20 protein-coding genes are annotated in these 20,051 nt (G+C 65.5%); 15 read left to right on the forward strand and 5 right to left on the reverse strand.

What is annotated here, in order from left to right:
* From Q1Y33_RS03620 to Q1Y33_RS03635, 4 genes are all read right to left on the reverse strand, one after another.
* Positions 1-799, reverse strand: a 799-nt coding sequence (locus tag Q1Y33_RS03620) for a Clp protease ClpP (protein ID WP_300798362.1), incomplete at its 3' end; no start/stop codon positions are given.
* 26 nt (positions 800-825) lie between these two features.
* Positions 826-1,074 carry a hypothetical protein gene (locus tag Q1Y33_RS03625; protein ID WP_300798364.1) on the reverse strand — a complete coding sequence of 83 codons (249 nt, stop codon included), beginning with the start codon at positions 1,072-1,074 and terminating at the stop codon, positions 826-828.
* Positions 1,071-3,440 carry a hypothetical protein gene (locus tag Q1Y33_RS03630; RefSeq protein WP_300798366.1) on the reverse strand — a complete coding sequence of 790 codons (2,370 nt, stop codon included), beginning with the start codon at positions 3,438-3,440 and terminating at the stop codon, positions 1,071-1,073. Before Q1Y33_RS03630 ends, Q1Y33_RS03625 begins: the two co-directional genes overlap by 4 nt.
* Positions 3,431-4,405, reverse strand: a complete 975-nt coding sequence (locus Q1Y33_RS03635; protein ID WP_300798368.1) for a hypothetical protein — start codon at positions 4,403-4,405, stop codon at positions 3,431-3,433. The genes Q1Y33_RS03630 and Q1Y33_RS03635 overlap by 10 nt, the downstream gene beginning before the upstream one ends.
* Before the next feature lie 600 nt (positions 4,406-5,005).
* Here Q1Y33_RS03635 and Q1Y33_RS03640 point away from each other — a divergent pair.
* The 12 genes from Q1Y33_RS03640 to Q1Y33_RS03695 all read left to right on the forward strand — a co-directional run bounded on the left by Q1Y33_RS03640 (position 5,006) and on the right by Q1Y33_RS03695 (position 16,850).
* Positions 5,006-5,563, forward strand: a complete 558-nt coding sequence (locus Q1Y33_RS03640; RefSeq protein WP_300798370.1) for an MqnA/MqnD/SBP family protein — start codon at positions 5,006-5,008, stop codon at positions 5,561-5,563.
* 70 nt (positions 5,564-5,633) lie between these two features.
* On the forward strand, positions 5,634-6,614 hold the full coding sequence (locus tag Q1Y33_RS03645) for a CorA family divalent cation transporter (protein ID WP_300798372.1): 981 nt from the start codon (positions 5,634-5,636) through the stop codon (positions 6,612-6,614).
* Between the two features lie 499 nt (positions 6,615-7,113).
* Complete coding sequence (locus Q1Y33_RS03650) at positions 7,114-8,589, forward strand: oligosaccharide flippase family protein (RefSeq protein WP_300798374.1); 1,476 nt, start codon at positions 7,114-7,116, stop codon at positions 8,587-8,589.
* A gap of 1 nt (position 8,590) precedes the next feature.
* Positions 8,591-9,736 (forward strand): DNA polymerase III subunit delta, encoded by a 1,146-nt coding sequence (locus tag Q1Y33_RS03655; protein ID WP_300798376.1) that lies wholly within the window; start codon positions 8,591-8,593, stop codon positions 9,734-9,736.
* 7 nt (positions 9,737-9,743) lie between these two features.
* The gene (gene folK, locus Q1Y33_RS03660) at positions 9,744-10,238 is read left to right on the forward strand and encodes a 2-amino-4-hydroxy-6-hydroxymethyldihydropteridine diphosphokinase (protein ID WP_300798378.1); all 495 of its coding nucleotides are present in this window, start codon (positions 9,744-9,746) and stop codon (positions 10,236-10,238) included.
* 3 nt (positions 10,239-10,241) lie between these two features.
* On the forward strand, positions 10,242-11,237 hold the full coding sequence (locus tag Q1Y33_RS03665; protein ID WP_300798380.1) for a hypothetical protein: 996 nt from the start codon (positions 10,242-10,244) through the stop codon (positions 11,235-11,237).
* Positions 11,234-13,288, forward strand: coding sequence for an Ig-like domain-containing protein (locus tag Q1Y33_RS03670; RefSeq protein WP_300798381.1), 2,055 nt, complete (start codon positions 11,234-11,236; stop codon positions 13,286-13,288). The genes Q1Y33_RS03665 and Q1Y33_RS03670 overlap by 4 nt, the downstream gene beginning before the upstream one ends.
* Before the next feature lie 6 nt (positions 13,289-13,294).
* Positions 13,295-14,101, forward strand: a complete 807-nt coding sequence (locus tag Q1Y33_RS03675) for an outer membrane beta-barrel protein (protein ID WP_300798383.1) — start codon at positions 13,295-13,297, stop codon at positions 14,099-14,101.
* Positions 14,102-14,113: 12 nt separating this feature from the next.
* Positions 14,114-14,452: a 30S ribosome-binding factor RbfA gene (gene rbfA / locus Q1Y33_RS03680; RefSeq protein ID WP_300798384.1), complete on the forward strand. Its 339-nt coding sequence runs from the start codon at positions 14,114-14,116 to the stop codon at positions 14,450-14,452.
* Positions 14,453-14,465: 13 nt separating this feature from the next.
* Positions 14,466-15,671 carry an FtsX-like permease family protein gene (locus tag Q1Y33_RS03685; protein ID WP_300798386.1) on the forward strand — a complete coding sequence of 402 codons (1,206 nt, stop codon included), beginning with the start codon at positions 14,466-14,468 and terminating at the stop codon, positions 15,669-15,671.
* Between the two features lie 2 nt (positions 15,672-15,673).
* Entirely contained in the window at positions 15,674-16,504 is an 831-nt protein-coding gene (locus Q1Y33_RS03690) for a DUF4296 domain-containing protein (RefSeq protein WP_300798388.1), read from the forward strand.
* On the forward strand, positions 16,464-16,850 hold the full coding sequence (locus Q1Y33_RS03695; protein WP_300798390.1) for a cytosine deaminase: 387 nt from the start codon (positions 16,464-16,466) through the stop codon (positions 16,848-16,850). Before Q1Y33_RS03690 ends, Q1Y33_RS03695 begins: the two co-directional genes overlap by 41 nt.
* 219 nt (positions 16,851-17,069) lie before the next feature.
* Here Q1Y33_RS03695 and xerD read toward each other — a convergent pair whose 3' ends face one another.
* On the reverse strand, positions 17,070-17,966 hold the full coding sequence (xerD, locus tag Q1Y33_RS03700) for a site-specific tyrosine recombinase XerD (RefSeq protein ID WP_300798392.1): 897 nt from the start codon (positions 17,964-17,966) through the stop codon (positions 17,070-17,072).
* A gap of 70 nt (positions 17,967-18,036) precedes the next feature.
* On the opposite strand from xerD, the gene prmA reads away from it, so the two are divergent.
* Genes prmA through Q1Y33_RS03715 form a run of 3 tightly spaced genes read left to right on the forward strand, consistent with a single transcriptional unit; the run spans position 18,037 to position 19,992 of the window.
* Positions 18,037-18,861 (forward strand): 50S ribosomal protein L11 methyltransferase, encoded by an 825-nt coding sequence (gene prmA, locus Q1Y33_RS03705; RefSeq protein WP_300798394.1) that lies wholly within the window; start codon positions 18,037-18,039, stop codon positions 18,859-18,861.
* A gap of 7 nt (positions 18,862-18,868) precedes the next feature.
* A complete protein-coding gene (locus Q1Y33_RS03710) occupies positions 18,869-19,594 on the forward strand; it encodes a DNA repair protein RecO (protein WP_300798396.1) in 726 nt (241 codons plus the stop codon).
* A gap of 14 nt (positions 19,595-19,608) precedes the next feature.
* Positions 19,609-19,992, forward strand: coding sequence for a hypothetical protein (locus Q1Y33_RS03715; RefSeq protein ID WP_300798398.1), 384 nt, complete (start codon positions 19,609-19,611; stop codon positions 19,990-19,992).
* Positions 19,993-20,051: the final 59 nt, after the last annotated feature.

Below are 20,051 nucleotides of genomic sequence, written 5' to 3' on the forward strand. Positions count from 1 at the left end.
CCTCGCGGGGCAGCGTGCGCGTGGCGTGGACGCTGCGGCGCAGCTCCTCGGCCGCGAGGGCCGAGCGCTGCTGCCGTGCCGCTGCCTCCTCTTCGCCGAAGTGGAGGATGTTGCGGTCGGCTTCGTCGGGCGTCTCGTCGCGCAGGCCGATGTTCGCCAGCAGGCGGCGCCAGCCCCGCGTGATCTGTTTCGCCAGCGAGGCGGCCGGATGCTCCGCCGTGTCGGTCACGCGGTCGGCGAGCCCCGCGGCCACGGTCTCCTCGGGCGAGAGCCAGCGGCCGTTGCCGTTGTTCTCGTTCATCAGGGCCTCGAACTCTTCGACGGGACGTCCCGAGCGGGCGGCGTAGATCGCCGCGATGCGGGCGTCGGTCTGTCGCAGCAGCTCGGTCTTCCCGGCCAGCTCTGCGGCGTTGCCCTCGGTGGCGCAGACTGAGGTGTGGATCAGGTAGAGGGCGTTGGCCGATATTTCGCGGCACCCCTCCGAGGCGGCCTGCGCGATGATGGTTGCGGCCGAGGCGACGTAGCCGTAGCAGCGCGTCGTGACGTGTGCGCCGGTCTGCTTCAGGGCGTCGTGGATCAGCAGGGCGTCGTTGACGTCGCCGCCCGTCGAGCGGATGTTGACGACGATGCGCTGCGCCTCGACGGCGCCGATGCGCCGCACCGCCTCGCGGAAGCGCTCGTAGGTGGCCACCCGCTCCTCGGGCTCGTCGAACTGCCACTCTTCGGCGACGCCGATCGTGCCCTCGATGTCGATGTGGCACTCCCCGGCCGTGTTGTTGATCTGGATTTCGGATTTCATGGTTTTGTTGTTTTTGTGGTGGTGATTCATTTCCCGTAGAAGAGCCCGCGGGCCTTTTCGTAGGAGCAGCAGAGCAGGTCGGCCGTGACGACGAGGGCCTCGCAGCGCGGCACCCCTTCGCGGGCGAGGCGGGCCACCTCGCGCCGCACGACGAGGCGTTCGCAGGCCGTGCGGTTGAGCAGCCCCCGGAGGATCAGCTGCTCGGCGGCCCTCGTGCCGAGTGCACCGACCTCCTCGACGAGGGCGTCGTGCAGGAGCGTTTCATAGCGTGTCATGCCGCGCCCTCCTCCGCCAGGCGGTTGAACGTGCAGCGGGCGCACCGGGCCTCGGGGTCGTACTCCCCGAGGGCGTGTAGCGTCGCGCGGACCACGCCCTCGCCCGTGTCGATGCGGAAGACCGAGCGGAGCTCCGCGGCCCCGGTCCCGGGCGTGAGGAGCGCCTCGTACTCGTCGGGGTCGATGCGCAGCGTGAGGGTGATGCGCTCGTAGCGGGCTTCACGCGCCGCCTGCCGGTCGTAGTAGCGGTGCAGCCCCTGCGCGCCGTCGCGCTCCTCGAAGCAGAGCGTGAAGGGCTCCAGCGTCGCGTCGCCCTCGAAGTGGAAGGCCGCGAGCGGATAGGCCTGCTCGTCGGAGGGGTAGCCCCAGCGTTCGCCGTCGGGCAGCGGATGCATGCCGGCGTAGCGGACGATGCGCGGCGTGAAGTTGGTGCCGTCGTTTTCGGCGTCGTCGCGGTCCCCGACCTGCAGGATGCGGGCCGACGGGGCGTTGAGGTAGTGCCTGACGGAGTCGAGCGAGGGGCTGAAGAGCGGGTTGAGCTGTGTCTGCTCGCCCTGCAGCGCCGCATAACTCTGTGTGTCGTGGCTCCAGCGCCCGAACTCCGTCTGCTGCTCCGCCTCGTATCGGCTCACGGCGCCGTCCCCCGCCTGATAGCCCCACGTGCGCCGCTCGTGGATCTCGGGGGCGATCTCGTGCCGTTCGACCCCCTGCGCGAAGTCGGTGCGGCCGCTCCAGTCGACCTCGGGCCCGCCGCCGAAGAACTCCGCTTCGGGCTCGATCCAGACGCTGCGGCTCTCCGGCTCGGTGTAGAAGCGCAGGTTGAACAGGTGCGCGAGGGCTTCGAGCAGCTCGATCTGCCGGACGGCGTGGCGGGCGACGTCGGCGAAGGCGATCTGCGACCCGAATCCGGGGCTCGACACGAAGAGCGGCCGGAGCGAGCACTCCTTGTGGAGCGTGAGCGTCATCCCCTCTTCGGCCCCGTAGAAGAAGATGTCGTGGAAGCGCTTGGGCGACGACGGCGAGAGGCTCTCGGCCACGGTGCGCAGGCGCACGTCGACGGTCGTCTGCCCCGTCTCCCCGACGTAGCCGTCGTAGAGGGCCCAGTCGCCGGCATAGGGAGTCCAGACCTCGCCGCGGCGGATGAACAGGCACGGGTCGGAGAGTGCCTTGCTTATCGGGGTCGTGACCCGGGCGCTCCGCGCGGAGAACTCGCACCAGAGGGTCCCCGCGACGCCGTCGCACGTGTAGGTGAGCCGGTAGGAGGCGCCCGCCTCGTGGTCGAAGACGATGGCCAGGTAGGTGTAGTTGGGCGAGAGCCCGCCGCGGCGGTCGGCGTAGCGGTTCGCCAGCGTGAAGGTCATCCGGTTCCCGGCCCCGAGGTAGAAGGAGTTGAAACCTGTGAGGCGCGTGCGCGAGCGGATGCGGTGGTCGGTCGTGTAGCGGAGCCGGTATTCGAATCCGGCGCTCACCTCGGTCGGCGGCGTGAAGCGGATGGCGCCGTTCTCCGTCGTGAAGCAGTTGCCGTTGTTGTAGAGCCCGGCGACCGCCTCGCCGTCGGCGTCGACGCTCTGCGGCGTGGCCGTTTCGACGATGTTGCCCACGGAGTTGAGCACCGTGGCCGGATTGGCGTAAACCCGGCCGAGGAGGTCGGCTGCGGCCGTTGCGGGGGCGAGGCGCCGGGCGCTGAACCCCATGCGGGCCTCGACGGCCGTCGTGTCGTGCGAGACGTAGGCGCCGCTCATGTAGAGTGAGCGGAAGAACTCCGACGCGAAGAAGCGGCTCCGGATGCGGTATCCCGCCTCGGCGAAAATGCGCTCGACGAGCGTTGCGACGTGCAGGAAGGGGTGGTAGTCGTCCACCGAGAGGAGCCGCTCGGCCGGCAGCAGGTCCGTGGCGCCGCTCTGCTGCTCGTACTCGTCGCGGTGGATCGGGAAGAAGCGCACGGGCGTGTCGCCGGTCCAGCTGTCGCAGATCGCCGTGGGGGTCAGCTGCGCCGCATACTCTACGCCGAGCGTGTTGAACATCCGCCGTGCGGCGTTTTCGGCCCACTGCGCTCCGCCGTCGCGGATTTCGAGCGTGTAACCCTCGTCGGTGACGGCGAGCAGCCGGACCGTCCCGGCCAGCAGCCGGGCCCCGTCGGCCGTCAGGGCGGCCGTGTGCGGCTGCGTGTTGAAGCGGGTGCCGGTGCGCAGGTCGCGTGCGCCGCCGAGGATGGCGTCGTTGCGCGGCGTCGGGGGGATCGTGATTTTCAGTGCCCGCCCCTCGCGCGCCTCGTTCGGATCGGCGAGTGCCGCGGCGTCGAATCCCGGGATGCGGATCGCGGAGGTGCCGAGATCGCAGCGCTGCATGTCGATCGTCAGTTCCATGGCATCCGGTTCTTGCGTTTGGGACGAATCTCCAGCTCCAGCGTGCTCATCGTGCCGCAGCGCCGCACGACGGCCTCCTCGGTCAGCACGTCCACCCCTTCGTACTCCCCGTCCGCGACGCGCCAGACGTCGGGCGAGGCGAGCACCTCCCCGAGCGCCTCCAGCACCTCCGCCGGCTCGAAGGCCGAGACGAGCAGCTCGCGCCGCTCCAGCTCCGCCGCGGCTCCCGCATGGCCGTCGGGCCCGACGGCGCGCTGCTTTTCGGCGGCCACGCTCACGCTGCGGACCGTCGGGAAGGTACACTGCTCGACCGACCCCTCGCCCGAGCGCCAGGCGAGGCGCACCGCACCGTCGGGCACCGCCGCGACCGTGTAGCGGACCGTGCCGCACGCTCCGGCGTCGACCGTGACGCTCTCCGCCGTCGAGAAGTTGCGCATGTCGAGGCGGAAGAGCCACAGCCCCGCCCCCGAAACCGGATAGCGGTGCACCATGAGGAAGTTGTGGCTCCGCTCCGTCACGGTCACCGTGCCGGCCGCGGCGGTGAAGAACAGCAGTTCGTCTCCCTCGCCCGGGGCGATCAGCCGGTTTTCGGGCATCGTCGTCAGGATCATCGGCCCGGTCAGGGCCGTCCGGCAGCCGGGGAAGATGCGGCCGGGAGCCGTGGCGAGCACCTCTTCGGAGGCCTCGGCACAGAGCTCCACGCGCGCCGCGACCTGCCGGTCCGCCGCCGAAACGAGGCCCGTGCCGCCCGTGGCGGGCGTGGTGCGCAGCGCCCGGCGCAGCATGGGCGCGATGTCGCACTCCGCCGCGGAGACCTCCACGAAGCGCCTGACACCCAGCAGGGTCCCGCTCTCCGCCTCCGTGACGCGGAGGTCGACAGTCTGCGGCTCGTCGCACGCAAAGGCGTAGACGACGGCGCCGCCGAGCGGGGTGTTGTTGTCCGGAATTTGAGTGAATGTTACCATAGGTTGGATTTTTTGTGGATTTGTGCCGGGGGCGGATGCTCCCGGATCGGATTTCGGAGAGGGGACGGTGCGGACAGGAGGGATGGAGTGCCGGGTATCCCGGTCCGGTGGCGGCAAATGCAGAATTCCGGATTGCCGGATTGCCGGATTGCGCGGGTTGCGCGGATGGGAAATGCCCTGCGGGCCGCAGGTGCTGTCGACAAATTGTCGATAAGCCGTCGATAAAATGTTGAAAGCTGTCGATTCTATTCCGCAAGCGGCTGGGAAGATGAGATTTGCCGCTGTCGATAACTTTGCGCCGGGCGGCGCCTTGCTGTGAATCGTGCTGCAAATATACGTCCGGCGATACCCCCTTGTCAAGACCCCGGCGCATTTTTTCCGGATTTTGTAGAAAAACGGCGGTCGTGCCGCCGGCACATGCCGTGCGAACCTCCGCGGCCGCCTCCCGACGCCCCGCCCGGCGGCGAAAATGTTTCGAACAGACGTATTTTTTACGTTTTTCCGCGTCGCGGCGTGAAGAAATTTCGTGCAATGTTCCCGTTTTTTCGGAATAAGTTTTATCTTTGCGGATCGAATCAACCGTTTCACACCGTATGGACGATGGCCACAGTACCACGCATAGCCGCCGTGTCGTGCTTCAGCACGATGCCGCTCATCTATGGTGTCAGGCACGCAGGTAATCTGCGCGCCGAGTTGCTGTTGTCCGATCCCGAAGAGGTAATCCGCGAATTTTCAGAACGCAGGGCCGACATCGCCCTGGTGCCGTTCTGGGCCGTGCCGTCGATCGACGGGGCGAAGATCGTCACCGAATACTGCGTCGGCGGCGTCCCCGCATCCAGCGAGGAGCTGCTCGGGGCGGTCGATCCGCTGCTCGACGCGTGGCGCGAGGCGGGGGCTCCGCTGCCCTTTGCCTTTGCCGTGTGGGTGGCCCGTGCGGAGGTTGATCCCGACCGGATCGAAGAGCTGCAACAGGCGCTCACTTACGGGCTCGAGCACCTCTACGAGGCGCTGCTCGACTCCGAATTCGCCTCCGAAGCCGAGGCGGCCTATGCGGACCTGGCGGCTTTCGACTACATTTTCGACAATCAGAAGCACAAGGCGCTCCATGAATTCTGGGACTCGGGCCTGAAAGTTGCCCCGAGGGTCAATCCCGGCTGAAGAGGTTAGCGGACGTCGTTCCGCCTCTCTTCTGCCGCACGGATTCAGGAATTTCACAGAGAGCGTTTTTATGATTACCATTTACCTCAAGCAGTACAACAAGATTATCCGGAATGCCGACACCAAGCTCTTCGACGAGCTGGGTTACGACGACATTCTGTGGATTGACATGCTCCTGCCGACGATCAAGGAGCAGAAGGCCGTCGAGAACTTCATGGAGATCAGCCTCCAGACCAAGCAGCAGGTCGAGGAGATTGAGTCGACGTCGAAGTACTCCGAGACGGAGAACGCCATCATCTCGAACTCGAACTTCTTCGTCCCGACGGGCGATTCGTTCCTGGTCGAGCCGGTGTCGTTCATCATCTCGAACGAGGGCGTGCTGGTCTCGGTGCGCAATGCCGAGTTCCGGACCTTCCGCGAGACCGAGAAACGGTTGCAGATGAACTACCGGAGCTACTCGACGGGCTACCACCTCTTCATCTCGCTGCTCGAGGTGCGCATCGACTTCGATGCCGACCTCGTGGAGCTGATAGCCAAGCAGGTTGCGGCCCTCTCGAAGGCAATCAATTCGGAGGATTCGATTGACAAGCAGGTGCTGCACCGCATCAGCGCGCTGCAGGAGTCGACGATGTTGCTGCGTGAAAATATCTTCGACCGCCAGCGTGTCCTGTCGGGCATCCTGCGCTCGGAGCGCTTCCCGAACGATATCTACCCGCGCCTGCAACTGATGATCAAGGACGTCAACTCGCTCATCAACCATGCGGACTTCAGCTTCCAGCGACTGGACTATATCCAGGACGCGGCGCTGGGTCTGATCAACATCGAGCAGAACGAGATCGTCAAGATCTTCTCCGTGGCGGCGGTGATCTTCATGCCCGCGACGCTCATTGCGTCGATCTACGGCATGAACTTCAAGATGATGCCCGAACTGGACTGGCATGCCACCATCTGGGGGTGGGATATCCCGTTGGGCTATCTCTTTGCGATCTCTCTGATGATCGTCTGCTCGGCGCTGACCATCTGGTTCTTCCGCTACAAGAAGTGGCTCTGACCCGGGCCGCTTTCCTCCCGGCTGTTTCCCTCCCGGTTGCTTCTCTCACGGCCGCTTTCCTCCCGGCTGTTTCCCTCCCGGTTGCTTCTCTCACGGCCGCTTCCCTTCCGGCTGTTTCCTCCCGGTCGGCTGCACTCCGCCGTGCTCTCTGCTGCCCGCACTCCGCCGTGCTCTTCGCCGCCGCGTTGCCTTCGCTGTCGGCCCGGCACCGGAGCGGAACATCCGCTCCTCTTTCCGCGGCCCGCTCCTTTCCGCTGCCCGTTTCTTTCTGCGGTTGCCAGCCCCTTCCCGTGGCGGCCCGCTTCTTCCCGCCGCCTGCCGCAGCCGGCTTTCTGCTGCCGCCGGTCTGTCTGGCTGCCGGTAAGTCCTCCGTGTGCGTGCTGCCGGTGACTTTCCGGGGCGGACGACACCCCCTTTTTCTCTTCTTTCGGAGAAAGAAGGAGAAAGCCGTGAGGCTTTTCCGCGAATTTTCGTATCTTTGCATCCTTAACAGTCGCGTATGCTCGAAAAACTGGCGAAACAGACGGCCGTCTACGGCATCAGCACCATCGTGGTGCGCTTTTTGAGCTACCTGCTCACGCCGTACTACACGCGGGTCTTCGGACAGGAGGCCTACGGCGTCGTGACGTATGTCTATGCGCTTATCCCGCTGGTGCTCACGTTGCTGACCATGGGCATGGAGTCGAGCTACTTCCGCTTCTCGGCCAAGGCTGACGAGGCGGGCGGCGACGTCCGCGCGGCCAAGCGGCGCCTCTTCGCCACGACGTGGGGCGTCACGTCGCTTGCGGCGCTCGTCTTCTTCCTGCTGTCGCTGCTCTTCCGCCACCCGCTCTCGGGGCTGATGGGCGCGGCCTATACGGCCCATCCCGAGTACGTCGTCCTCGTCGCGGCGATCATCCTCTTCGACGTCTGGACCTGCATCCCCTTCGCGCGGCTGCGCGAACAGGGCCGGGCCCTGCGCTACGTGGAGTTCAAGACCTTGAGCGTCGTGCTGAACGTCCTTCTCGCCTTCGGATTCGGCGCCGCGGGGCTCTTCGACACCGCCTTCGGCGTGGGCTGGGTCTTCGTCGCCAACCTGGCGGCGAGCGCCGTCACGTGGCTGGCGATCCTTCCGACGACCGACCGCACGGTGCCGCGCATCGACCGGCGGCTGCTGGCCCGGATTTTCGTCTACTCGCTGCCGCTGCTCATCGGCGGGCTGGCCGGCACGGCCAACGAGTTCATCGACCGCCAGCTGATCGTCTACCTGCTGCCCGAAGGGGCGCTGGCGCAGCTGGGCGTCTACGGCGCCATCACCAAGATCGCCGTCGTGATGATGCTCTTCTACCAGATGTACCGCCTGGCGGCCGAACCCTTCTTCCTCTCGAACTTCCGCAAGTCGGACTTCGTGCAGATGAACGCCGCGGCACTGAAATACTACGTCATGGTCTCGATGCTGATCTTCCTCGGCATCGCCCTCTTCCGCGACCTCTTCGCGCTGATCGTGGGCCGCGACTTCCGCGAGGGGATCTTCATCCTGCCGGTCGTGCTCGGGGCCAATGTCCTGACGGGCGTCTGGCTGAACCTCTCGTTCTGGTACAAGCGCGAGGAGCGCACCTCGCTGGCCATCGTCGTCACCGGCTCGGGGCTTGTGGCGATGCTGCTCTTCGGCGGGTGGTTCATTCCGCTGTGGGGCTACTACGGCGCGGCGTGGGCGCGCCTGGCGAGCGAGACGACGATGGTCGCCGTCAGCTGGTGGCTCAACCGCCGCTACTTCCCCACGCCCTATGCCTGGGGCCGCATCGGCGAGTATGTCGCCGTGGCGCTGGCGGTCTTCTTCGCCTGCGAATGGTTTACCCGCCTTGCGGACAATATGTTCGCGGACTATGCGTTCAATATTTTGTTGTTTGCACTCTACGCGGCCTACCTGGTCCGTCGCGAACGGATCGACGTGCGGGCGCTGCTGCGTTCGGTGCTCAAACGGGGAGGAGTGTAGCATGCGATTTGCGGAGATACCGGGTCAGGAGGAGCTCAAGCGGCACCTCGTGCGTGCGGCCGATGCCGGCCGCATCAGCCACGCCCAGCTCTTCACCGGGCCGTCGGGGCGCGGCGGGCTCGCGCTGGCCGTGGCCTACGTGCAGTACCTCTGCTGCCGCCACCGCCACGACGGCGACTCGTGCGGCGAGTGTCCCGACTGCCGGCAGATCGCGGCCCTGGCGCACCCGGACCTGCACCTGGTCTTCCCGGTCAACAAGCAGGGCAAGAAGTCGGGCGAGGCGATCGTCAGCGACGAGTTCCTGCCGCAGTTCCGCGCACTGTTCGCCGAGCGGAACGGCTGCTTCTCGCCGCAGGAGTGGTACGACCGCCTCGACCTGGGCAAGACGCTCAAGGGGATGATCTCGGCGCGCGAGGCCGACGGCATCATCCGCAAGCTCTCGTTCAAGAGCTTCGAGGCCGACTACAAGACGGTGCTCGTCTGGCTTCCGGAGACGATGAACGAGGAGGCGGCGAACAAGATACTGAAGATTCTCGAGGAGCCGTGGGAGCGCACGCTCTTCGTGCTGGTCTCGGAGCAGCCCGACCGGCTGCTGCCGACGATCCTCTCGCGCACGCAGGAGGTGGCCGTACCGCGCCTCGGGGAGGATTTTCTCGAAGCGGAGGCCCGCCGCCGCGGCGTCACCGATGCGGCGCAGGCCCGCAACCTGGCCCGCCTGGCGTGCGGCGACCGGCTGGAGCTCGAGCACCTGCTCTCCGGTTCGGGCGACGCCTCGCGCAAGGAGGATTTCGACCTCTTCTGCTCGCTCATGCGCCTGAGCTACAACGACCGGCACCTCGAGCTGATCGGGTGGGCCGAGGAGGCGGCGCAGCTGTCGCGCGAGCAGCAGCGGGCCTTTCTGCGCGATGCCGCACGGTTGTTGCGCGAGAGTTTCATGCTCCATGCGGGCATACCGCAGATCGGCTACCTCTGGGGCGAGGAGCTGGCCTTCTGCACGAAGTTCGCGCCGTTCGTCGGGACGCGGAACATCGAGCCGCTCATGGCGCAGATCGAGGAGGCTTCGGCCCAGATCGCGCAGAACGGCAATCCGACGATCGTATTCACGCACTTTGCACTTGCGGTGAGCAAGATGATAAGACATTTGTAGGAGATTTATGGCACGTGTGGTATTATTGACAGGAGGAAATCAGGGAGACGTGAAACGCACGCTCCAGACGGTGCAGCGGCTCGTCAACGAGCGCGTGGGCGCGGTATTGCGCTGTTCGCACCGCTACGAGAGCGAGCCGTGGGGCTTCAGCGCGGCGTCGAAGTTCTCGAACCAGGCGCTGGAGGTCTCGACGGACCTCACGCCGTGGGAGGTGCTCGACGCGGTGAAGGAGATCGAGCGGCAGCTGGGCCGCAACCATGCGGCCGAGGCGCTCGAGAGGGCCTCGGGCGGGAACCGCTATGCGTCGCGGCCTGTCGACATCGACATCCTCTTCTACGACGACGAGGTGATCTCGGACGAGCGTCTGACAATCCCCCATCCGCTGCTTCCCGAGCGGGAGTTTGCGCTGGTCCCCTTGTGTGAAATCATGCGGACGCGCCGCCATCCCGTCACGGGACAGACCGTGGGCGAGATGCTCGCGGCGCTGCGCAAAGGAGAATAGGGCATGAAGAGGGGACGCATCATCGGCGGCCTGCTGGCCGTATCGCTTCTCACGGGGTGCTTCACGAAGGTGACCTACAAGACGACCTGCGTGCTGAAGCCCCTCGTGCAGCAATCGTCGGGCGATGTCATCGAACCGATTGCCGGGGCACAGGCCTTTGCCTACAACGTCGACACGACGCTGTGGACGGTGGCCTCCTACGAGGATGCCCTCAACGGCATCATCACCTCGAAGGAGAACCCCTCCGAGCGGCGGACGACGCCCTCTTCGGTGGCCGCACCCTACGTTCCCGGCGACGGGGAGGGGAGCGAATCCTCCTCCACGTGGCTCGGGCTGACGCTTACGCAGGAGTCGCAGATGGTCGTGGTGGTCGACCCCTCCGCGCGGGTCTACGCCTACACGCAGCAGAAGTCGGCACAGAACCTGCCGCACCTCTACGTGGCGGTCGTTTTCCGCAACTGGAAGGAGGGCAACTCGTACAAGGACGGCAACTGGAGCTTCTACAACGAGTTCTACGTCCCGCCCGTCTACCTCGACTGCTACGTCCGGCCCGAGGTGCAGAACGAGGAGAGCAGCACGCCGACGCCGATTGCCTCGGGCAAGGTCAACGCCTATGCCTACGACGTGGATACGACTTCGTGGCGTGTGGCGTCGTATGCCGACGCCCTTGCGGGGACGATCACGTCGAAGAACGACCCCGCCGTGAAGCGCACCGTGCCTTCGTTCCAGGCCTACAAGCAGTCGGATTCGGACCTCTACAAGATGACCGTGTCAAGCCCGACGCTCATGGTGGTGGTCGTGGACGAGAGCGACCGCATGTACGCCTATACCGAAAAGCAGGTGGACCTCACGGGCGAGCCGCAGACGTTCGACGTGCTCTTCCGCCCGTGGCTGGGAGCCTGGGTCACGCTCGATGACGGCTGGTGCATCGTCGACGAGAGCCGTGCACCCGAAGATTCCGCCGAAACGACCCGAAACGCAATCCGGAGAGAACGATGAAAATCCGCAACCGACATATCGTGGCGCTGCGTGCCGCCGTGGCCCTGCTGTTTCTGCCGGCCTTCTTCAGCCGCTGTGCGAGCATGATGACCCCGACGGGCGGGCCGCGCGACAGCCTGCCGCCGGTCATTGTGGCGATGACGCCCGACAACTTCTCGACGAACCGTCCGCTGCTGAACCACGAGAAGATCTACGTAGAGTTCAACGAGTTCGTGCAGCTCAAGGACCAGCAGAAGGAGTTTTTCACCTCGCCGGCCATGAAGAAGAAGCCGACGATCACGATCCGCGGCCGCGGCATCGTGATCCAGCTGCGCGACACGCTGCTCCCGAACACGACCTATGCGCTCAACTTCGGCAGCGCCGTGCGGGACAACAACGAGGGCAATCCGCTCAACTCGATGCGCTACGTCTTCTCGACGGGCCCCGAGATCGACTCGATGATCCTCTCGGGCTATACGGCCGACAGCTACAAGGCCGACTCGGTCTCCAAGTCGTTCATCTGGTTCTTCCCGGCCGACTCGGTGGAGGATGTCCCGGAGTACGACTCGACGGTCTTCAAGTACAAGCCCGCGGTGATCGCGCGCGCCGAGAACAACGGCATCTTCATCGCGCAGAACCTCAAGCCGATCCCCTACCGCATCTATGCCATCCAGGACAAGAACGACAACCAGATGTACGATCCGGGTTCGGACCAGATCGGCTTCCTCGAGGGGACCTACAACCCGGCCGAGCAGCCCGACTTCGCCATCTGGTACGATTCGGTCCGCATGTACGTCTCGGCCGAGCCGCAGCTCTATTTCCGGATGTTCACCGATGCCGTGTTCCGGCGCCAGCTGCTCTCCGAGAGCGAGCGCCCGCTGCAACACAAGGCGATGCTCTACTTCTCGGCGGCGCATCCGCAGATCGAGCAGCTGCGCTTCGACAGCATTCCCGCCGGGCGGGTGATCGTCGATCCGCAGACCGTGGGGCGCGATACGGTGGCGCTGTGGTTCAACGTTCCCGCCGCGGAGCTGCCCGACACGATCAAGGGCGAGATCACCTACCTGAAGCACGACTCGCTCAACGTCCTGCAGCCGGTCACCGAGCAGCTGAAGCTTGCCTGGCGGAAGATCGAGACCAAGGAGGAGGAGCGCGAGCGCGAGAAGCTCGAACGCGAGCGCCGCAAGGCCGAGGAGGCGGGCGAGGAGTGGGTCGAGCCGGAGAAGGAGAACCCCTTTGCCTACAAGCTGTCGCTCTCGGGCGACATCAATCCGGAGAACGACCTGACGGTCGACTTCGACTATCCGCTTGTGCGGCTCGATTCTGCGGCGCTGCTGCTGACGCTGACCCATGCGGACCAGTCGATCGAGGACATTCCCGTGCGCATGGAGCGCGACACGGCACAGCTGCGCCGGTGGTATATCCGGGCGCCGTGGCAGACGGGCGGTCAGTACACGCTGACGATCCCCGAGGGGGCGATCACCGACGTGGCGGGATTCTCGAACGACTCGATCATCGGCAAGTACACGGTGCTCGATCCCGAGAAGTTCGCCACGGTGAAGGTGCACGTCAAGGGGCGTGACGACGGCTCGAAATACATCGTCCAGCTGCTCGACGAGAGCAACGCGATGAAGCAGGAGCGGCGAGACGTCGCGACGGGCGACATCCAGTTCAACTTCGTGCCTGCGGGCAACATCAAGTTCCGCATCATCGAGGACCGCAACGGCAACGGCAAGTGGGACTCGGGCAACGTCATCGAGCGGCGGCAGCCCGAGCGTGCGGAGATGTATGCCGACGAGCAGGGCGAGGACACCTTCGCCACGAAGGCCAACTGGGAGATCGAGTTCACGATGGACATGAACCGCATCTTCGCGCCGGTGACGATGCAGTCGCTGTCGCGCCTGCTCGACGAGCGCGAGATCCAGCGCCTGCGCCGCGAAGAGGAGGAGAAGGCGAAGCAGAAACAGCAGAACCGCGGCCAGAACCGGAACCAGAACGGTCCGCAGTCGCAGAGCGGCATGATGACCAACAGTTTCGGCTCGGCGGGCGGTATGTTCAACAGCTTAAGATAGACGATCATGACCCGACTCAAGACAAGACACCTCCTGATGCTCGTCGCCCTGTTTGCGGCGTGCCAGGCCGCTACGGCGCAGCACACGCTGGGCTTCATGGCGGGTTACGGCATGACCAACGGCCGTTTCGACCCCAAGATGGAGACGCGTGCGCAGTGGGGCATCTATACCGGCGGGCTTTCGTGGCGCTATTACGGCACGCAGCGTTTCGTCGGCGGCTTCGGCCTCGACCTGGAGTTTATCCAGCAGGGCTTTTCGCTCGCGCCCAACGCCTCGCTCGTCGAGGAGAAGAAGGACTACCAGTGGTATACGCGGCGGATCAATTCGATCATGCTGCCCGTCGTGTGGCAGCCGCACTTCTACCTGCTGCGCAACCGCGTGCGGGTCTACCTCGAGGCAGCCGCGACCTTCTGCTACAACCTCTCCTCGACCTACGAGAACGAATACGCCCGCAACCGGGGCGAGGAGCCCTGGAAGGGCGACTACGAGTTCAAGCTTCCGCGCGACAACCGCTGGGGCTACGGCCTTGCGGGCGGCGGCGGCATTGCGGTGCTGTTCGGGCGTTACGAGCTGAATTTCCGGGCGCGCTACTACTTCGGGCTTTCGGACGTCGTGCGCAACCGCAACAAATACTACGACAACACCGACGACGGGCCCGAAAATCCCTTCTGGACGACGCCGATGCGTTCGCCGCTGGACAACATCACCATCACGGTCGGTTTGAGCTACCGCTTCAACAAGGAGGGCTTCGAGACGTGGAAGCCGCGTCCGAAGCGGGAGAAGAACAGCCGGGTGTTCAAATACGGACTTTAACACGACAGGCTTATGGAATCCACCCGTCAGCAGAAAATCGCCAAACAGATTCAGAAGGACGTGGCCGAAATCCTCCAGAAGGAGGGTGCGCCGATCGTCCGCGGGTCGCTCGTCACGGTCACGGCCGTGCGTGTGTCGCCCGACTTCGGCTATGCGAAGATTTACGTGAGCATCTTCCCCTTCGAGCGGAGCGGGGAGGTGATGCAGGAGCTCGAGCACAACATCCGCTTCGTGCGCGGCGCGCTGGGGCAGCGGATCCGCAACCAGCTGAAGAACATTCCCGAAATCCAGTTCTTCCTCGACGACTCGCTCGAATACATCGAGCACATCGACGAGGCGCTGAAACGATAGCCACGCCCTGCCGATGCTGCCGCTGCTCTTCGCCCGCCGCTACCTCTTCTCGGCACAGTCCCGGTCGGTTGTCAATCTGATCTCGGGCTTGAGCGTCGCGGCCGTGGCGATGCCCGTGGCGGCGATGATCATCCTGCTGTCGGTCTTCAACGGTTTCGAGACGCTCGTGCGGTCGATGTATTCGGCCTTCGATGCCGACTTGAGCATCACGCCGCAGCGAGGCCGGACGTTCGACACGGCGGCGCTCGATACGGCCGCCATGCGCCGCGTGCAGGGCGTAGCGGCACTCTCCTTCACGCTCGAGCAGAGCGCCCTGCTCGAACACGGCGGACGGCAGGCCACGGCCACCGTGCGGGGTGTGGACGACGCCTACGGCGAGGTCTTCGCGCTGGACGATGCCGTCACCACGGGGGAGTGGCGCGTGCGGCTGGGCGATCTCGAACGGCTGGTCGTCGGACAGGCCATGGCCTACCGGCTGGGCATCCGCTCGCTGGCCGATGCCGACGTGACGCTCTATGCCGTGCGGCGGGGCCGTTTCTCGTCGCTGCTCCCGCTGGAAAACTATACGCGGCGCACGGTGCCCGTGGGCGGGGCCTTCACGCTCGATCTGGAGACCGAACAGCAGTATGTGCTCTCGTCGCTGCGGCTGGCGCAGTCGCTCTTCAACTACCCCGGCCGCGCCTCGGCCCTCGTCGTGCGGCTCGCGCCGGATGCCGATGCGCGCGAGGCGAAGCAGTCCCTGACGCAGGTTGCGGGCGGGGAGTTCCTTGTCCGCACGCGCGACGAGCAGCGCGCCTCGTTCTACCGGATCATGCTCTACGAGAAGTGGGGCATCTTCTTCATCGCCTTCCTGGTGCTCGTCGTCGCCTCGTTCTCGGTGGTCGGGGCGCTCACGATGCTCATCGTCGAGAAGCGCGACGACATCGCCACGCTGCGGGCCCTGGGGGCCGACACGCGCTTCGTGCGGGCCGTCTTCCGCCGGGAGGGCTGCCTGATCTGCGGCTGCGGCGCCGTGCTGGGCGTGGTGCTGGGGGTCGGGGCGTGCCTGCTGCAGCAGCATTTCGGACTGATCGAGATTCCCGCCGAGACCTTCCTCACGAAGAGCTACCCCGTGGAGTTCCGCCCTGCGGACGTGCTGGCCGTACTGGCGGCCTTTGCGGCCGTCGCCTTCCTGCTGTCGAACCTGACCGTGCACGCCACGATCAAAAAAAACGCATGACCATGAAACGCTTTTTCCGCACGATGCTGGCCACGGCGACGCTGCTCTGCGCGGCGGCCTGCGCCCGCCATACGATCATCCCGGACGACGAGCTGGCGCTGATCTTCCACGACGCCTTTCTGACGAACGCCTACATCGGCAGCCAGAACGTGCGTATCGACTCGCTGAACATCTACGAGCCGATCTTCGCCCGTTACGGCTATACGACCGAGGATGTGCAGTACACGATCGGCAACTTCTCGAAGCGCAAGAGTGCGCGTCTGGGCGATGTGGTGGAGCTGGCGATCGACCTGCTCGAGGAGGAGGGCAAGCGCTACAACCGCGAGGTGGCGATCCTCGACACGATCGACAACGTGGCGCAGCGCACCTTTACGCGCACGGTGCTTTCGGATTCGCTCATCCGCGTGCGGTCGCTGCGCGACACGGCGCGGTTGAGTTTCGTCGTCGACGTCGAGCCGGGCGAATACCGTCTGACCATGCGGTATCTGGTCGATTCGATGGACCGCAACGACCGGGTGCTGCGCAGCCAGATGTGGATCGAGCGCAACGACAGCACACGGGCCTACCCCTATTCGCCGACCCTGCGCCGCAGGCGCGTGGAGAACTTCACGCGCACGTTCCACATCGACACCTCGCACCGGCGGCTGCACCTGCACCTGCTGACCTTCACCGACAAGTCGCCCAAGCGGCCTTCGGTCACGGTCTACGATTTGCAACTCACGCATACGCCCGAGACCCGCACGGCCGTCGACAGCCTCTACATCAAGCAACTCAACCTGCGGATTTTCGCCGATGAATTCTTCCGTGCCGCCCTTCCGAAGGATAGCCTCTAACCGGCTGTGGACCCCGGCGGGTGTCGTGCGCAATCCGGTCGTGGAGGTCGCGCCCGACGGCCGCATCCTCGCCGTGGAGAGCCGCTCCGATCCCGACCGGCTTCCCCTGACGGAGTTCTACGCCGGGCTGCTCGTCCCCGCCTTCCCGGACGACTACCGTGCGGCCTTCGCCGCACTGCTTGCGCGGCGCGAACGGCCGCTTGCGGAGCTGCTTTCCGAACTGATCCCGGCCGACGGCGCCTTGCGCGGCGGCGCGCTGGTGGTCATCTCGGGGCTGGACTATGCGACACTGCGCCTGACCGACCGGGCGGAGATACGCCTGCTTGTCGCCGGGCGGGGCCGCTGATTCCCCGGCCGCGCCGTTCCCTTGTCTTCAGGCCTTGCGTCCTCCTTTTTTCCCGGTGGCCTTCCCGCAGCCGCTCCTGCCGCCGTGTCCGGACCCGCTCTGCCGTGTCCGCGGTGCCAGCCCTCCCCCGGCTTCGGCCTGTTGCGGATGCGCTCCGCCCCGCGGCGCCTCCTTCGGGCCGCGTGTCTCCGATTACTGCGTGTCTCCGATTCTCCCGTATCAGACGGGCAGGTGCTCCTCGACCGTGCGGCGCAGGTGTTCGTTGTCGAGATGGGTGTAGATTTCGGTCGTGAGGATGCTCTCGTGCCCGAGCATCTCCTGCACCTGCCGGATGCCTGCGCCCCCCTCGATCAGGTGCGTGGCGAAGGAGTGGCGGAAGGTGTGGGGCGAGATGTGCTTGTCGATGCCGGCGCGGCGTGCCGCTTCGCGCAGGATCGTGAAGACCATCACGCGCGTGAGCCCCTTGCCGCGGTTGTTCAGGAAGAGCACCTCCTCGTTGGTGCGGGCGCTGCGCCGCTCCTCCAGGTAGAGCTGTATCTTGTCGCGTGCCGCGGCGCTGACGGGTACGAGCCGCTGCTTGTCGCCCTTTCCCGTGACGCGGATGTAGCCCTCGCCGAAGAAGAGGTCCGAGAGGCGCAGCGACGTGAGTTCCGAGACGCGCAGCCCGCACGAGTAGAGCACCTCGAGCATGGCGCTGTCGCGCCGCCCCTTGACCGTCGAGGTGTCCACGGCGGCGATGATGCGGTCGATCTCCGCGGTCGTCAGCACGTCGGGCAGCCTGCGCCCGCACTTGGGAGCCTCGACGAACTCCGCGGGCGAGGCGTCGATCTGCTCGTCGAGGAGCAGGAAGTTGAAGAAGCTGCGGATGCCGCTCAGGTTCCGGGCCTGCGACGTGCCTTCGCGGCCGCGGTCGTAGAGCCACGCCATGTAGCGTTCGATCATGGACTGTTCGACCTTGCGGGGCGGTACGTCCCACTGGCGCAGGATGTAGTGGGCGAACTGCCGCAGGTCGCGCATGTAGGACTCCACGGTGTTCTCCGAGAGTCTCTTTTCCAGCCGGATATAGGTGCGGTAGTGGTGTCCGGCCTCCTGCCACTTTTTGGTATTTTCTGCCATGAAAAAGGTGCTCTTTCGAAAGTTTATCCGTAACTTTGTCCGGACGAAGGTACGAAAATTTTACATAATTATGGATTATGTTGCATTGAATATCCCCGTTTCGGACGACGCGCAGTCCGAGATTCTGACCGCCGAACTGGCCGAATACCCCTTCGAAAGCTTCGAGACGGGCGGCGGCGTGCTCAAGGCCTACATCCCGCAGGAGCGGCTGGCCGACTGCAAGGAGCAGGTCGACGCCCTGCTGGTGCGCTACGGCGTGCAGGGACGCTACATCGCCATCGAGACGCAGAACTGGAACGCCGTCTGGGAGAGCAACTTCCCGGCCGTGGACGTCGAGGGCCGGCTGCGCATCCGCGCGCCGTTCCATGCGGCCGCCCCGGCGGGCGAGACGGAGGTCGTCATCATGCCGAGGATGTCGTTCGGCACGGGGCACCACGCCACGACGTGGCTCGTGGCGCGTGCGGTGCTCGATCTGCAGGTCGCGGGCCGCTCGGGTCTCGACATGGGCAGCGGCACGGGCGTGCTGTCGATCGTGGCGGCGAAGTGCGGCGCGGCGCATGTCGATGCGGTGGACATCGACGACTGGGCCGACGAGAACTGCCGTGAGAACGTCGCGGCCAACGGCGTGGCCGACCGGGTGACGCCGATGCTGGGCGACGTGCGGCGCATCGCGGGCCGCCGTTACGACTTCATCCTCGCGAACATCAACCGCAACATCCTGCTTTCGGACATGCCCTCCTACGCCGCGGCGCTGCAGCCGGGCGGCGATCTGGTGATGAGCGGCTTCCTGGAGCCCGACGTCGAGCCGCTCGTGGCGCGGGCCGCCGAACTGGGGCTGCGGCTCGTGGCCACGCAGTCGCGCGAGGGCTGGATGATGGTTCACGTGCGCAGATAGCCCGGCCGTGAAGAGTTACAAGGGACGCGGCGTGGTGCTCCACACGCTCAAGTACGGCGATTCGTCGATGGTTGTCTACCTGCTGACCGACGTCGGCGGACGCCGCACCTACATGGTGCAGGGCGTGCGCAGCCGCAGCGGCCGGGGGTCGAAGCTGGCGCTTTTCCAGCCGATGTTCCCCGTCGAGTTCGAGGGGCTGGAGTCTCCGCACCGCGAGATGGACCGCTTCCGCGAGGTCCGTGCGGGTTTCGTCCTGCAGTCGCTGCCCTTCGACGTGCGCAAGTCGACCGTCGCGCTCTTCATGGCGGAGGTGCTCTACCGGCTGGTCCGCGAGAGCGAGCCCAACGAGGCGCTCTTCGACTTCGTCTGGGGCTCGGTCGCCGAGCTCGATGCGATGCGGGAGGGCGTCGCCAACTTCCACCTCTGGTTTCTGGCCCATTTGAGCCGTCTGCTGGGCTTCTGCCCGGGCAACGGCTACCTTCCCGGCGACTGGTTCGATATCTGCGAAGGTCTGTATACGAAAACACGCCCCGCACACGTTCATTATATGACGCAGGAGTCCTCCCGCCTCCTGCACGAGATGCTGGCGTGCGACGTCGGCCGGCTGGGCGGCATCGGGCTCAACCGCGATCAGCGGGTCGCCTTTCTGAATGCGCTGCTGGTCTACCTGGGCTACCACCTCGATGCGATCAACGCCGTGCAGTCGATCCGGATTCTGCGGGAGGTTTTTTGAAAGCTGTGTGAGCCATGAAAAAGATGCTGTTTGCAGTTGCGGCCCTGTGTGCCGTGCTGGCGGTTTGTGCGCAGGAGCCCTCCCCGTTCCAGACCGTGCGTCCCGATTCGCTCCGCGACAGGAGCTTTTCGCTTCCCGATTCGCTGTCCTACCTCTCTCCGTGGCGCGAGGAGTACCGCAAGATTCCCCGCGAGGAGAAGAAGCGTCCGGCCGTCTCGATGACCTCGATCGTCGTGGTCGGCCCCGAGGAGATGCCGAAACGGATTTCGGTCCTCGACAACAACACGCTGCGGCTGACCCCTCACTTCACGATCGGCAACGGCCAGGCGTGGAACTGGAGCCCCTATCCCGACGCCTACCTCGACGCGCGGACCCTGTCGTTCCCGCTGCCCCGGTAGCGGTGCTGCGGGTGCTCCGTCCCTGATGCGCATCTTCGTCCGGCGCGTTCCCGTCCGGA

This window comes from uncultured Alistipes sp. (assembly GCF_949296715.1).
In the GTDB taxonomy this organism is placed as follows: Bacteria; Bacteroidota; Bacteroidia; order Bacteroidales; family Rikenellaceae; genus Alistipes.

Excerpts from the sequence above, each read along its gene's own strand:
- Q1Y33_RS03625 (WP_300798364.1), bottom strand. The coding sequence starts at position 1,074 with ATGACACGCTATGAAACGCTCCTGCACGACGCCCTCGTCGAGGAGGTC.
- Q1Y33_RS03630 (WP_300798366.1), bottom strand. The coding sequence starts at position 3,440 with ATGGAACTGACGATCGACATGCAGCGCTGCGATCTCGGCACCTCCGCG.
- Q1Y33_RS03635 (WP_300798368.1), bottom strand. The coding sequence starts at position 4,405 with ATGGTAACATTCACTCAAATTCCGGACAACAACACCCCGCTCGGCGGC.
- Q1Y33_RS03640 (WP_300798370.1), top strand. The coding sequence starts at position 5,006 with ATGGCCACAGTACCACGCATAGCCGCCGTGTCGTGCTTCAGCACGATG.
- Q1Y33_RS03645 (WP_300798372.1), top strand. The coding sequence starts at position 5,634 with ATGATTACCATTTACCTCAAGCAGTACAACAAGATTATCCGGAATGCC.
- Q1Y33_RS03650 (WP_300798374.1), top strand. The coding sequence starts at position 7,114 with ATGCTCGAAAAACTGGCGAAACAGACGGCCGTCTACGGCATCAGCACC.
- Q1Y33_RS03655 (WP_300798376.1), top strand. The coding sequence starts at position 8,591 with ATGCGATTTGCGGAGATACCGGGTCAGGAGGAGCTCAAGCGGCACCTC.
- folK (WP_300798378.1), top strand. The coding sequence starts at position 9,744 with ATGGCACGTGTGGTATTATTGACAGGAGGAAATCAGGGAGACGTGAAA.
- Q1Y33_RS03665 (WP_300798380.1), top strand. The coding sequence starts at position 10,242 with ATGAAGAGGGGACGCATCATCGGCGGCCTGCTGGCCGTATCGCTTCTC.
- Q1Y33_RS03670 (WP_300798381.1), top strand. The coding sequence starts at position 11,234 with ATGAAAATCCGCAACCGACATATCGTGGCGCTGCGTGCCGCCGTGGCC.
- Q1Y33_RS03675 (WP_300798383.1), top strand. The coding sequence starts at position 13,295 with ATGACCCGACTCAAGACAAGACACCTCCTGATGCTCGTCGCCCTGTTT.
- rbfA (WP_300798384.1), top strand. The coding sequence starts at position 14,114 with ATGGAATCCACCCGTCAGCAGAAAATCGCCAAACAGATTCAGAAGGAC.
- Q1Y33_RS03685 (WP_300798386.1), top strand. The coding sequence starts at position 14,466 with ATGCTGCCGCTGCTCTTCGCCCGCCGCTACCTCTTCTCGGCACAGTCC.
- Q1Y33_RS03690 (WP_300798388.1), top strand. The coding sequence starts at position 15,674 with ATGAAACGCTTTTTCCGCACGATGCTGGCCACGGCGACGCTGCTCTGC.
- Q1Y33_RS03695 (WP_300798390.1), top strand. The coding sequence starts at position 16,464 with ATGAATTCTTCCGTGCCGCCCTTCCGAAGGATAGCCTCTAACCGGCTG.
- xerD (WP_300798392.1), bottom strand. The coding sequence starts at position 17,966 with ATGGCAGAAAATACCAAAAAGTGGCAGGAGGCCGGACACCACTACCGC.
- prmA (WP_300798394.1), top strand. The coding sequence starts at position 18,037 with ATGGATTATGTTGCATTGAATATCCCCGTTTCGGACGACGCGCAGTCC.
- Q1Y33_RS03715 (WP_300798398.1), top strand. The coding sequence starts at position 19,609 with ATGAAAAAGATGCTGTTTGCAGTTGCGGCCCTGTGTGCCGTGCTGGCG.